Source organism: Bradyrhizobium symbiodeficiens (assembly GCF_002266465.3).
Taxonomy (GTDB): Bacteria; Pseudomonadota; Alphaproteobacteria; order Rhizobiales; family Xanthobacteraceae; genus Bradyrhizobium; species Bradyrhizobium symbiodeficiens.
In genome coordinates, this window is record NZ_CP029427.2 from 6,767,723 (window position 1) to 6,780,786 (window position 13,064).

General features: G+C 65.2%; 12 protein-coding genes. 7 read left to right on the forward strand and 5 right to left on the reverse strand.

What is annotated here, in order from left to right:
• Nucleotides 1-31: 31 nt before the first annotated feature.
• Nucleotides 32-1,573, reverse strand: coding sequence for a benzoate-CoA ligase family protein (locus CIT39_RS31980; protein ID WP_094976344.1), 1,542 nt, complete (start codon nucleotides 1,571-1,573; stop codon nucleotides 32-34).
• Nucleotides 1,574-1,709: 136 nt separating this feature from the next.
• On the opposite strand from CIT39_RS31980, the gene CIT39_RS31985 reads away from it, so the two are divergent.
• The 5 genes from CIT39_RS31985 (at nucleotide 1,710) to CIT39_RS32005 (ending at nucleotide 5,216) form a co-directional block, all read left to right on the forward strand.
• Nucleotides 1,710-2,618 carry a helix-turn-helix transcriptional regulator gene (locus CIT39_RS31985; RefSeq protein ID WP_094976343.1) on the forward strand — a complete coding sequence of 303 codons (909 nt, stop codon included), beginning with the start codon at nucleotides 1,710-1,712 and terminating at the stop codon, nucleotides 2,616-2,618.
• A gap of 2 nt (nucleotides 2,619-2,620) precedes the next feature.
• On the forward strand, nucleotides 2,621-3,013 hold the full coding sequence (locus CIT39_RS31990; protein ID WP_094976342.1) for a group II truncated hemoglobin: 393 nt from the start codon (nucleotides 2,621-2,623) through the stop codon (nucleotides 3,011-3,013).
• Between the two features lie 315 nt (nucleotides 3,014-3,328).
• A complete protein-coding gene (locus CIT39_RS31995) occupies nucleotides 3,329-3,919 on the forward strand; it encodes an AraC family transcriptional regulator (RefSeq protein ID WP_244607487.1) in 591 nt (196 codons plus the stop codon).
• A gap of 74 nt (nucleotides 3,920-3,993) precedes the next feature.
• A complete protein-coding gene (locus CIT39_RS32000; RefSeq protein ID WP_094976340.1) occupies nucleotides 3,994-4,428 on the forward strand; it encodes a VOC family protein in 435 nt (144 codons plus the stop codon).
• Nucleotides 4,429-4,535: 107 nt separating this feature from the next.
• The gene (locus tag CIT39_RS32005; RefSeq protein WP_094976339.1) at nucleotides 4,536-5,216 is read left to right on the forward strand and encodes a transglutaminase-like domain-containing protein; all 681 of its coding nucleotides are present in this window, start codon (nucleotides 4,536-4,538) and stop codon (nucleotides 5,214-5,216) included.
• A gap of 17 nt (nucleotides 5,217-5,233) precedes the next feature.
• On the opposite strand, the gene ybaL is transcribed toward CIT39_RS32005, so the two are convergent.
• A complete protein-coding gene (ybaL, locus tag CIT39_RS32010; protein ID WP_094976338.1) occupies nucleotides 5,234-6,970 on the reverse strand; it encodes a YbaL family putative K(+) efflux transporter in 1,737 nt (578 codons plus the stop codon).
• 61 nt (nucleotides 6,971-7,031) lie between these two features.
• Nucleotides 7,032-7,817 carry an IclR family transcriptional regulator domain-containing protein gene (locus tag CIT39_RS32015; protein WP_094976337.1) on the reverse strand — a complete coding sequence of 262 codons (786 nt, stop codon included), beginning with the start codon at nucleotides 7,815-7,817 and terminating at the stop codon, nucleotides 7,032-7,034.
• Between the two features lie 111 nt (nucleotides 7,818-7,928).
• Here CIT39_RS32015 and CIT39_RS32020 point away from each other — a divergent pair, with 111 nt between their 5' ends.
• Nucleotides 7,929-9,287: an aromatic ring-hydroxylating dioxygenase subunit alpha gene (locus tag CIT39_RS32020; RefSeq protein WP_094976336.1), complete on the forward strand. Its 1,359-nt coding sequence runs from the start codon at nucleotides 7,929-7,931 to the stop codon at nucleotides 9,285-9,287.
• A gap of 130 nt (nucleotides 9,288-9,417) precedes the next feature.
• Complete coding sequence (locus CIT39_RS32025) at nucleotides 9,418-10,854, forward strand: glutamine synthetase family protein (protein ID WP_094976335.1); 1,437 nt, start codon at nucleotides 9,418-9,420, stop codon at nucleotides 10,852-10,854.
• Nucleotides 10,855-10,864: 10 nt separating this feature from the next.
• On the opposite strand, the gene CIT39_RS32030 is transcribed toward CIT39_RS32025, so the two are convergent.
• Both CIT39_RS32030 and CIT39_RS32035 read right to left on the reverse strand, forming a co-directional pair.
• Nucleotides 10,865-12,307, reverse strand: a complete 1,443-nt coding sequence (locus CIT39_RS32030; RefSeq protein WP_094976334.1) for an MFS transporter — start codon at nucleotides 12,305-12,307, stop codon at nucleotides 10,865-10,867.
• Between the two features lie 3 nt (nucleotides 12,308-12,310).
• On the reverse strand, nucleotides 12,311-12,706 hold the full coding sequence (locus tag CIT39_RS32035) for a MarR family winged helix-turn-helix transcriptional regulator (protein WP_094976333.1): 396 nt from the start codon (nucleotides 12,704-12,706) through the stop codon (nucleotides 12,311-12,313).
• Nucleotides 12,707-13,064 lie beyond the last annotated feature (358 nt).

Consider the following 13,064-nt stretch of genomic DNA (forward strand, 5'->3'; position numbering starts at 1 on the left):
GCTCGCCTATGCCCGGCCATGGCGGCTTCGGCTAATTCGCCCCTTCCCGCAGCTTGAACCGCTGGATCTTTCCGGTCGCCGTCTTCGGCAAGGACTCCACCACGTCGATCCAGCGCGGATATTTCCACGGGCCGATCTTCTGCTTGACGTGCTCCTTCAGCATCTCCTGCAGATCCACAGTGGTCGCGCCCGGGCGCAGCACGACGAAGGCCTTCGGCTTCAACAGTCCTTCGGGATCGGCCTCGGGCACGACGGCGGCTTCCAGCACGGCCGGATGGGTGATCAGCGCGCTCTCGACCTCGAAGGGCGAAACCCAGATGCCGGAAACCTTGAACATGTCGTCGGCGCGGCCGCAGAAGGTGTAGCGGCCTTCCGCGTCGCGCACATATTTGTCGCCGGTGCGGGTCCACGGACCCTCGAAGGTGCGGCGGCTCTTGTGGCGCTGATTCCAGTAGCCCTCGCCGGCCGAGGGCGCATCGACCAGGAGCTCACCGACCTCGCCGTCGGCGACGTCCTGGCCGGCCTCGTTGACCAGCCGCACCGCATAGCCCGGCACGGGCTTGCCGGAGCAGCCGTATTTGATGTCGCCCGGCGCGTTCGACAGGAAGATGTGCAGCAGCTCGGTCGAGCCGACGCCGTCGAGAATGTCGACGCCGAAGCGCGACTTCCAGCTGTTGCCGACGGATTCCGGCAGCGCCTCGCCGGCCGAGGTGCAGATGCGCAAGGCGCCGCCGCCGCGCTCGGCCTTCATGGCCTCGTCGTTGAGCATCGCCGCGAACAGGGTCGGCACGCCGTAGAAGATCGACGGCTTGTAGCGGTTCATCAGGTCGAACATGCGCGCCGGCGTCGGCCGTTCGCTGTTGAGGATCACGCTGGCGCCGACCGACATCGGGAAGGTCAGTGCGTTGCCGAGCCCGTAGGCGAAGAACAGCTTGGCCGCGGAGAGACACACGTCGCTCTCGCGGATGCCGAGCACCTGCTTGGCGTAGGTGTCGGCGGTCGCCTGCAAATTGGAATGGATATGACGCACGCCCTTGGGCATGCCGGTCGAGCCGGACGAATAGAGCCAGAATGCCGGCTCGTCCGGATGCGTCGCGGCGGTGGCGAACTGATCGCTCTCGCCGGCGAGCTCTTCGGCGAGCTGCTTGTGACCGTTCTGCTTGGCACCGGAGACCACGACATGCTCGAGATCGGGCATGCGGCCGACGACGTCCTTGATGACGGGATAGAGCGCCTCGGAGACGAACAGCACGCGGGCGCGGCAGTCGGCGAGGATGTAGGCGTATTGGTCCGCGGTCAGCAGCGTGTTGAGCGGCACCGGCACGATGCCGGCGCGGATCGCGCCCAGAAACACCACCGGGAAATCGACCGTATCGAGCATGATCATCGCCACGCGCTCCTCGCGGCGGACGCCGAGCCGGCGCAGCATGTTGGCGGCGCGGCAGCTCTGTTGCTGGAGCTCGCCATAGGTGAGCCGCGAGACGGTGTCGTCGAAGGCCAGCTTGTTGCCCCGGCCTTCCCTGACGTTACGGTCGAGCAGCCAGGTCACCGCGTTGTAGGATCCCTCGCTCACGGACTTCTCCCCCGAATTTAGAATTATAATTCATAGAAAGACACCGCGGCGGCTTGCTGTCAATGCCAGCAGGCACTATGTTTCATTAAAGCGCGCCGAAGGACTTCCTTCAAGAGGACATCCGCAAAGAAGGATCATGACCGACAGTCCCGACGCCGAATCCCATTTCCTCGAACAGCTCGGCCAGCGGGTGCGCACCATGCGCGCACTGCGCGGCATGTCGCGCAAGGTGCTCGCCAAGGTATCGGGCATTTCGGAGCGCTACATCGCGCAGCTCGAAAGCGGCAAGGGCAATGTCTCCATCGTGCTGTTGCGCCGCGTCTCCGACGCGATGGGCGCGCATCTCGAGGATCTGTTGCCAAGCGCCGATCCGACGCCGGACTGGCAGATGTTTCGCGATCTCCTGCGCAAGGCCACGCCTGCCCAGATCGCGCAGGCGAAAGATCTGCTCGCCGGCGGCAGCGCCACCGCGCCGCGGCGCGCGCCGTTCTGCGGCATCGCGCTGATCGGCCTGCGCGGCGCCGGCAAATCCACACTCGGCAAGATTTTGGCGAAGAAGGTCGGCTGGAGCTTCGTCGAGCTCAACAAGGAGGTCGAGCAGCAGAACGGGCTCTCGGTCGCCGAGATCATCGCGCTCTACGGCCAGGAAGGCTTTCGCCGCATGGAGCAGGCGGCGCTGCAGCAGTTGCTCGCGCGCAACGAACTGATGGTGCTGGCGACCGGCGGCGGCATCGTCTCCGAGCCCTTGACCTTCGACCAGATCCTGAGCTCGTTCTACACGATCTGGCTGAAGGCCGAGCCAGAAGAGCACATGGCCCGCGTCCGTCGCCAGGGCGATTTGCGCCCGATGGCCGACGATCGCTCCGCGATGGCCGAACTGCGCAACATTTTGCTGAGCCGCGAGCCGTTGTACGCGCGGGCGACGGCGGTGGTGGATACGGCGGGTCTTTCCGTCGACGCCGCAGCAGCGCGGCTGATCGATGCGGTGCGCCCGGTGCTGCAGAACGAAGCCCGCAGCTTCGGGCTGCGCAGCGTGGCGCTGTAGAGATGTCCGACACCGACGTCACCATCACGATGTTCGAGCGAATCGGCGGCAGCGCCACGATCGACGCCCTGGTCGACCGCTTCTACGATCGGATGGACACGCTGCCGGAGGCCAAGATCATCCGTGCGATGCATGCGGACGATCTCGGCCTGATCAGGGACGTCTTGAAGCGCTATCTCACCGAATGGACCGGCGGGCCCAAACTCTATTCCCCGGAGAAAGGCCATCCGCGATTGCGGCAGCGACACCTCGGCTTCGCCATCGGCGATGCCGAACGCGACGCGTGGATGCTCTGCATGCGCGGCGCGATGGAGGAGACGGTGACTGATGCCGCCGCGCGGCAGGACCTCGATCGCGCGATCTCGGGCCTCGCCGACTGGATGCGCAACCGCTAATCGCCGACTAAACTCACTGTTGGTCGGACGCCGCAGCGGCGCTATGCTGTGCCGCAAGCAGTGAGATATCCGATGGACGCTTTGTCGGTTCCCGATGTCGTCAACAGGCCGGCTTCTCCACACCTTGCTCATATCGTCTCCGGCATCTCGTTCTACCGCGAGAATGGTCTGGGTCTGGCCTCGTTTCGGCACGCAGCGCCGGTCGCACTGCCGCTCCTCATCAGCCTGGGAACGCCATTCCGGATTGCGCTCGGCCGCGAGCCCAACAGTGGGGATGCCCAGCCGAGCTTTGTAGCCGGTCTTTTTCCAGGACCGGTGCAGATCGAATCCGACGGCCGCGCCGCCTGCGTTCAGATCGATTTCACGCCGCTCGGCGCATTTCGCTTCCATGGCGGAGCAGTGGCCGACCTGACGGCCCAAATGATCGATCTCGGCGATGTCCTAGGTCGCGAGGGCCGCAGGCTCGCCGAGATGGTGGCTGATGCCCGGGAATGGCCACAACGCTTCGCGATCGTCGAGGATTTCGTTCACCGACGCGCCGTGCACGAACCGTCCCCGGCGATCGCTGCGGCTCTCGATGCACTGTGCCGCAGCGGGGGAACATCGAGGATCGGCGCACTGGCCACCGAGGTCGGCTGGAGCCGCAAGCATCTCGCACGCCGCTTTCAGCAGGAGATCGGCGTCGCGCCCAAGACCTTGGCCCAGATGCTGCGCTTTCACATGGCCTGCGGCCTTGCGCGCAGCCGGACCGGCACGGGGTGGGCATCCATCGCCATCGATGCAGGCTATGCCGACCAAGCCCATCTGGCCCGCGACTTCCGGATCTTCAGCGGCGAGACGCCGACCGCGTGGGCGGCGCGGATACAGGGCACCGACTCGCGCCTGGCCCGCGCCGCCGCGGGATAGACAAGGTCCCAATTGTTCAAGCCCCCGCAGAAGCGTCCGGCTAAGGTTCGGTCGTTCGCAATCCGGAGAGTTTCATGAGTTTGCAAGTCGACAGAGAAGCGCCACGCCTGTTCCATACGATGCGTTGCAACGACGCCGAGGCAATGATCGCCTGGCTGAAAGACGTTCTGGGATTCAGTGAGCGCGTTGTCTACCGGCGCGACGGCATCGTCGCCCACGCCGAGTTGGCGTTGGGATCCTCGATCCTGATGCTGGGTGCGCAACGAGACGATGCTTACGCCAAGCGCGTGGGAGAGGTCGACGGCCGCCGGACGGACGCCGTCTATCTTGCCGTTGACGATCCCGACGCGCTTTATGAGAAGGTCAAGACAGCCGGCGCCCGCATCGAACTGGAGCCTTACAACACCGACTATGGCAGCCGCGATTTCTCCGCGCGCGACCCCGAGGGCGGCCTTTGGAGCTTTGGGACCTACTGGCCCAAGGTTGGAGGCACGCCACTGCCGGATTGAGCGGGCGCGGTATCGATCCGGTGGATGACCGATCTGCGAAAGCTCTGAATCAAATCGACCTTCGGGTTTCAGTGTCGTTCGAAAGGAAAAGGCTCTAAGCTCCGGACATGACCGACACCCTCCCCGACACCATCCGCCGCCTCTACACCGATCCCGGCGAGTACATCGACAGCGATCACCCCGCCGTGGAGCAATTCGCGGCTGACGCCGTGCGCGCGGATGCGAGCGCGCGCGAGAAGGCCAGCCGGCTCTACAAGGCGGTGCGCGACGGCATCCGCTACAATCCGTACGTCAGCATGCGCGTCGCCGAGACCTTTCGCGCCTCGAGCGTGCTTGCCGCCGGGCAAGGCTATTGCGTCGGCAAGGCGTCGCTCTATGCCGCCGCCTGCCGCGTCCACGGCATTCCGGCGCGCGTCGGCTTCGCCGACGTGAAGAACCATCTCACCACAGAGAAGCTGCGGCAGAGCATGGGCACCGACATCTTCACCTGGCACGGTTTCACGGAAGTCCATGTCGACGGCGCCTGGCGCAAGGCGACGCCGACCTTCAACGACACGCTCTGCGCCAAGGTCGGCGTGGCGCCGCTCGATTTCGACGGCCACACCGATGCGCTGCTGCATCCCTTCGACGGCGAAGGCCGCGCCTACATGCAATACGTCAACGACCGCGGCAGCTATCACGACGTGCCGGCGAAATTCCTGATGCGCGAGATGGCGCGGGATTACGCCAACATGCAGGGCGAGGATCTGTCGGGACGCGACATGGAGCGCGAGGCGGAAGGGCGATAGGGCGAGGTGCCCCGCGGTCAGACGACCGAACCGACCGCGAGCGGACGGCGATCCTGCGGGGCAGCATCCGGAACCCTCCTCTCCAGCTCCTCGATCATGCCGCGCGCGATTTCCCGCTCGCCCATGATGACGACATCAGCCCCAAGCCCCTTGAGATGGTCGACCTCGGCATCCGCGTGCGCCCGCGCGATGATGCGGATATCCGGATTTGCAGCGCGCGCTTGCTGCACGATCTGTCCCGCCTCGAACGCTTCGGGGATCGCGATCACGAGATGCCGTGCCCGTGACGGATTGGTGGCGCCGAAAACTTCGGGCTGGGCAGCGTTGCCCGTGACGGTCTCGATGCCGCTCTGCTTCAGCTTCGCCAGCAGGCTCTCTCCGACCTCGGCCACGAGGAACGGCAGCTGCCGCTGCTTCAGCGCATCACCGACGAGCGCACCGACGCGGCCATAGCCGATCACGATGGTATGATCCGTCAATTCCGTGGTTCGGATCACCTCGGTGACCGCGGCTGTCACCGCAGGCTCTTCGCGCCGCGGGTCGAGACGCGGCGCAAGCCAGGTGGCGGCGGCGAACATCAGCGGGTTGAGCATGATGGAGAGGATCGCGCCCGCCATGATCAGGTCGCGGCCCTCCTTGGGCAGGATCTGCGAGGCGACGCCGAGCTCGGCCAGGATGAAGGAGAACTCGCCGATCTGCGACAGGCTCGCCGAGATCGTCAGCGCCGTGGCGACAGGGTGGCGGAACACGACCACGATCAAATAGGCCGCGAGCGATTTGCCCAGCATGATGATCGCGAGGGTGGCAAGCAGCGGCCAGGGCTCGCGGACCACGCTCATCGGATCGAACATCATGCCGACCGAGACGAAGAACAGCACGGCAAAGGCATCGCGCAGCGGCAACGATTCCTGCGCGGCGCGCGCGCTGAGCGGCGATTCCCGCAGCATCATGCCGGCGAAGAACGCGCCGAGCGCCAGCGAGACGTCGAACAGCTTGGTCGCGCCGAATGCGACGCACAGCGCGATCGCGAGCACGGCGAGACGGAACAATTCGCGCGAGCCGGTATGGGCGATGTAGTGCAGGATCCACGGGATCACCCGGCGGCCCACGACGAGCATCAGGCCGATGAACACGACGATCTTGACGAGGGTCAGCACCACGATGCCGGCGAGCCCGAAGCCGGCCTGCGCCGCGAGCGGTTCGAACGCGGGTATGCCCTCGGCGCCGCCCTGAAGGCTCGCGATCGCGGGGAACAGCACCAGCACGAGCACCATCGCGAGGTCCTCGACGATCAGCCAGCCGACGGCGATGCGTCCACGGTCGGTCTCCATCAGGCGGCGCTCCTGCAGCGCGCGAAGCAGGACGACGGTGCTCGCCACCGATAGCGCAAGGCCGAACACGAGCCCCGCCGGGATGCTCCAGCCCATCAGCCATGCAAGGCCCAGTCCCATCAATGTCGCAGCCGCGATCTGCACGACGGCGCCGGGCACGGCGATCTTCCGCACCGAAAGCAAATCCTGCAGCGAGAAATGCAGGCCGACGCCGAACATCAGCAGGATGATGCCGAGCTCGGCGAGCTCGGTGGCAAGTGCCTGGTCGGCAACGAAGCCGGGCGTGAACGGACCGACCGCAACTCCGGCGATGAGATATCCGACCAGCGGGGGGATGCGGAACCGCTGAGCAATGGTTCCGAATACGAAGGCCAGTCCGAGTCCGACGACGATGGTGGCGATGAGAGGTGTTTCATGCGGCATTTTTGCCTTGTGACACAGCGAGCACGCTGGCGCACCGCGACCTGTGCGCGCGGGTCGCAACTCACAACAATTGCGAGCTCACGGATGCCGCGGCGTCCCGCAGCAGCGGCAGGAAACGCTCGATCAATTCCTTTGCCGGCACGCGGTCGACATGGGCGCCCATGTTGATCGCGGCCACGATCACATTGTCGTAACGACGCACCGGAACCGAGATCGAGCGGAAATGCGGCTCGGCCTCGCGATCGACCAGCGAATAGCCCTGGGCGCGGTCGGCGACGATGCGCGCGAGCAGCGTCTTGGGATTGGTCTCGGTTTTCGGCGTCAACGCCTCGCGCGTCATCTTCTTCAGGCGCGCCGCGAGATCGGCATTGTCGAGCTGGCCGAGCATGGCGCGGCCGACCGAGGTGCAGTGGGCCGGCAGCCGGTAGCCGATTTCGAGTCCACCCGAGAACATGCGCGCCGGGCTGCTGCGGGCGACGAACACGACCTCGTCGCCGTCGAGCACCGCGAGCGAGGAGATTTCGTTCGCCGCGGTGGCGACGCGATCGAGCACGGGCTGAAGCACGGCGACGAGCTGGTTGGAACGCAAATAGGACGCCGCCAGCGTCAGCACATGCGGCGTCAGCGAGAAAAGTTTGCCGTCGCCGGAGACGTAGCCGCCGCGCTGCAGCGTGAACAGCATGCGCCGGGCCGTCGCGCGCGGCAGATCCGCCGCGCGCGCGAGATCGCTCAGCGTCATCGGACCTGCATTGGTGCCGAAGCATTGCAGCAGGCGCAGGCCGCGATCGAGGCTCTCGACGAAATCCGTCGCACGCTCGTCGTTCTCGCTCCGCTTCAGCTTGGGCATGTCGGGGACAATCCTGCAAAATAGTGCTTGCTGCCGGTTCAAGGCATGTCATAATTCGCACATTCGTTCAATAGCCGAACAAGCGCTACTCCGCACAAGGATGCACCCGCCATGATGAGCCAGGAGCAGAACGACCTGATCACCCGCACCGGTCCCAGGGATCCCTGCGGCAAGCTGATGCGGAGCTACTGGCAGCCGGCGGCGCTGGTGGATGAGCTGCAAGGCGAGCGACCGATCCGTCCCGTCAAGCTGCTCGGCGAGAACCTGGTGCTGTTCCGCGACGAGACCGGACGCTACGGCCTGATGGATCGCCATTGCGCGCATCGCGGCGCCGATCTCGCCTTCGGACGGCTCGAGCATGGCGGCCTGCGCTGCGCCTTCCATGGCTGGCTGTTCGACGCCACCGGCCAATGCATCGAGACGCCGGCCGAGCCGAAGGACTCAAAGCTCTGCCAGAACATCAGGCAGCGCTCCTATCCCGTGGTCGAAAAGAGCGGCATCCTCTGGGCCTATCTCGGCGAGGGCGCGCCGCCTTCATTCCCGGAGATCGATTGTTTCGTCGCCCCTAGCACGCACACCTTTGCGTTCAAGGGCCACATGGCCTGCAACTGGCTGCAGGCCCTTGAAGTCGGCATCGATCCCGCGCACGCCTCCTACCTGCACCGCTTCTTCGAGGATGAGGACACCTCCACCGCCTACGGCAAGCAATTCCGCGGCGCCTCCGCCGGCTCCGACCTGCCGATGACGAAGATCCTGCGCGAATACGACCGCCCGATCATCAATGTCGAGCACACCGAATACGGCATGCGCCTGATCGCGCTGCGCGAGATCGACGAGGAGCGCACCCATGTGCGCGTGACCAACCAGCTGTTTCCGCATGCGTTCGTCATTCCCATGAGCACGGAGATGACGATCACGCAGTGGCACGTCCCGATCGACGACGAGAATTGCTACTGGTACGCGATCTTCACCAGCTATTCGAACCCCGTCGACAAGCAGAAGATGCGCGACCAGCGGCTCGAACTCTACGAGCTGCCGGATTACAAATCGCGCAAGAACCGAAGCAACGATTACGGGTTCGATCCGCACGAGCAGCAGACCGCGACCTATACCGGCATGGGCAACGACATCAACGTCCACGACCAATGGGCGGTAGAATCGATGGGCGCGATCCAGGATCGCACCCAGGAGCATCTCGGTTCGAGCGACAAGGCGATCGTGCAATATCGCCGCCTGCTGCGGCAGGAGATCGAAAAGGTCGGCGGCGGCGAGAAGCCGATGCTGTTCCTCGACGAGAGCAGGGCACGCAGCATCCAGGGACCGGCGACCATGGACGGCATCGGGCCGACCCAGGGCTGGGAGCTCTACTGGATGGAGGTCGACGTCAAGCGCCGCCGTGGCGCTCCTTGGGCCGCACCGGTACCGAAGGAGATCGCGGACAACGTGCACCGGCTGACGGCGGCGGAGTGACGTTCTTGCTCGGAGCCCGTAGGGTGGGCAAAGGCGCAAAGCGCCGTGCCCACCATGCTTTCGTTCGGATGATAGACGCGGTGGGCACGCTTCGCTTTGCCCACCCTACGGCAGTTGAAGGAGTGGTGAAGTGAGTTTCGTCGCGCGTCACGCGCTGTGGTCGGATGAGCAGAGGGATGCCGCGTCGCGCATGCGCCGTCTCGTCGAGGACAAGAATCTCGAGGTGTTCCGCCTCGCCTTCCCCGACCAGCACGGCATCCTGCGCGGCAAGACCATCATCGCCTCGGAGGCGATCGCTTCGCTGGAGAGCGGCTGCTCCATCACCACCACCATGCTGGCCAAGGACACCTCGCACCGCACGGTATTTCCGGTGTTCACCGCGGGCGGCGGCTTCGGCATGAAGGAGATGGAGGGCGCGGCCGACGTGCTGATGGTCGCTGACCCCACCACGTTTCGCGTCTTGCCGTGGGCACCGACCACGGGCTGGGTGCTGTGCGACCTTTATTTTGCCGACGGCCGCCCGGTGCCGTTCGCGACGCGCTCGCTCCATCGCAAGGCGCTCGACGAGCTCACCAGCCGCGGATACGATTTCGTCGCGGGGCTCGAAGTCGAATTCCACATCTTCAAGCTCGACGATCCGCATATGCGGCCCGAAGATGCGGGACAGCCGGGCACGCCGCCCTCGGTGAGCCTGCTCAGCCACGGCTATCAATATCTCACCGAGCAGCGCTTCGATCAGATGGAGCCGGTGCTGGAGATTCTACGGCGCGACATCATCGCGCTCGGACTGCCCTTGCGCTCGGTCGAGGTCGAGTTCGGGCCGAGCCAGTGCGAGTTCACCTTCGCGCCGCGAAAGGGAATCGAACCTGCCGACAACATGGTGCTGTTTCGTTCTGCCGTGAAGCAGATCGCGCGCCGGCACGGCTACCACGCCACCTTCATGTGCCGGCCGAAGCTGCCGAACGTGTTCGCCAGCGGCTGGCACCTGCATCAGTCGATCGTCTCCCGCGCGAGCGGCGAAAACCAGTTCATGGCTAAAGACGGCGGCGAACCGCTCAGCGCGTTCGGCCGTGCCTGGCTCGCGGGCCTGCTCGACCACGCCCGCGCCTCGACATTGTTCACGACCCCGACCATCAACGGCTACAAACGCTACCGTTCCTATTCGCTGGCGCCGGACCGCGCGATCTGGGGCCGCGACAATCGCGGCGTGATGATCCGCGTGCTCGGCGGCGCCAATGATGCCGCCACGCGCCTCGAAAACCGCATCGGCGAGCCCGCCGCTAATCCCTATCTCTACATGGCCTCGCAGATCCTCTCGGGCCTCGACGGCGTCGACCGCAAGCTCGATCCGGGCCCGTCCGCTGACACGCCCTACGAGACCAAGGCGCCGCTGCTGCCGAAATCACTGCGCGATGCAGTCAGCGCACTGACGGACGATCCGTTCTTCCGCGAAAAGTTCGGGCCTGAGTTCGTGGATTATTACACCCACATCAAGAACGCCGAGATCGACCGCTTCCTGTCCGAGGTGACCGACTGGGAGCACCGCGAGTATTTCGAGGTGTTTTGATCGAGCTCGGTTATGCCGCCTTCGGCTTCTGCCTGAGGTAGAAGTAGGTCGGCAGAAGGCCCAGCGCGACGATCGCGACCATTACCCACCATCCGCGCTGAAATGCGACGAGGCGCTCCGGCAACGATGTGGGCGTACCGATGATGGCGACGAAGATCGCGACGCCCACCGCAAGCGAGGCCTGGCGGATCATGTTGATCACGCCGGAGCCCGTCGCGAAGGATGACGGGGGCAGTCCGGCGGCGCTGACGCCCATCAAGGTCGGGAAGGTCAATCCGACACCGATGCCGGTCGGAATCATGCCCATGATCACGAACGCCATGCTCGGCTCGGGACCGATCAGGGTTGCCCAAGCGACCAGACCGGCGGCGAAGACGACGATGCCGGCTGTGACAACGGGCGCGGCGCCGAAACGCGCGATCAGCCGGTTCGCGAACAGCAGCGACGTGATAGGCACCATCAGCGGCCCCGGTGCGATCGCGAGTCCCGTCTGCAACGCCGACCATCCCCACGCGGTCTGTTCCCACAGGGCCACCGACAGCAGCATCGCGCCAAACGCGGCCGAGTAAGGCGCCATCACCAGGGCGGCCCCGGTGAACTGGCGAATACGAAACAGCGCCGGATCGACGAATGGATTTTCGGTGCGGAAGCAGCGCCAGACAAATACGGTCAGCAGGATCGCGGCGACTGCAAAGCTGTAGGCGATGGCCGGCGCGCGCATACCCCAGTCGCTGACTTTGACGATGGCGAAGACGAGCGCACCGATGCCGCCCGTCACCAGCACTGCATCAAGGAATTTGGGGCGTGGCGCGTCATGGCCCTCAATCTCTGGAAGCCTCCACCAGCCGATCGCCATGGCGGCAAGACCGATCGGGACGTTGACGAAAAAGATCCAGCGCCAGTTGACGGTCACGAGCATGCCGCCGACGACGGGCCCGAGGGCCGCGGCCAGACCACCAATCGCCGTCCAGGTGCGCACCGCGCTGCCGCGCTTCTCCGGCGCAAACACTGCCAGCAGCAATCCGAGCGAGGTCGGCGTCATCAGCGCGGCACCCGCCGCCTGGACGATGCGAAACGCGGTGAGCATTGCGACACTGTTAGCGGCGGCACAGGCTGCGGAGGCGACGGTAAAGAGGCCGACGCCGAGCAGAAAGCTGAGGTTCCTGCGGTGGCGTTCGGCCAGCCGGCCGAAGAACACCAGCAACGCCGCGTATGCGATCGCGTAGCCGTTCAAGACCCACGACATGTCGTCGAGCGAAGCGCCCTTGAAGTCTCGCCCGATGCTGGGGAGCGCGACGTTGACGATGAAGAGATCGAGATTGGCGAGGCAAATGCCTACGCACACGATCGCGAGCACCGTGTTTGGGGAAGCCGACGGGCGGCGAGGCGCGGGCGATACCGAAAGATCAGGCGCCGCCGCACGTGCGAAGGTGCCGCGTTCGACACTGTTCATTGCTCAAGCCTTTTCTTCGACGACCAGCGACGTATTCCGGGCAATGCCGGCCAGGACGCTCCGCAGTTCGGCCGCCGCAGCTGCGCCGAACTCGGTCTCGAATTTCTCTTGCGCCTCACGCCAGAGCGGCCGCGCAGCATCGAGGCGCGCGGAGCCCGTCGGCGTCAGCTTCACCCGCCGGCTCCGGCGATCGGCCTCATCCTGCTCCAGCACGACCAGGCCATCACGTTGCAACGGGCGCAGGTTCTGCCCGACGGTCGACTGGTCCATGACGAGCGCATCGGCGAGCTGGCCGATCGAGGGCGCGGCATCCCCCCGGCGGTTGATCTCGGCCAGAATCGCAAACTGCGTCGAACGGAGGCCCGAGGCCTCCAACGCGGCGTCGTAGAACTGCGACATCCGGCGCGACGCCTTGCGCAAAGCCCCGCAATTACAGCGATTTGGCTCGATGACCGGCAACGCACGCTTAGTCAGGGCAGCCTCCAGATATCGGGATATCCCGGGACCTGATACAGGGATATCCCGATTATTGCGTTGCGTCAACTGACAGAGCTTGTGCGTGGCCGCGGCCTTTGCGCCCCGGGGCATGGTGTTGAACCTCACACCCTCGTGAGGCCACTTCGTCCCGCCTGTTCCGGCGACATCATTGCGTCCCGAACGAAGCCATTTTCCTCACCGCATGAAAAACGCAGGAAAGACACCGGGTCCATTGTTGCCTCTGATGATCAACAAAGGAGTCGGTCATGTGGAGTCAATT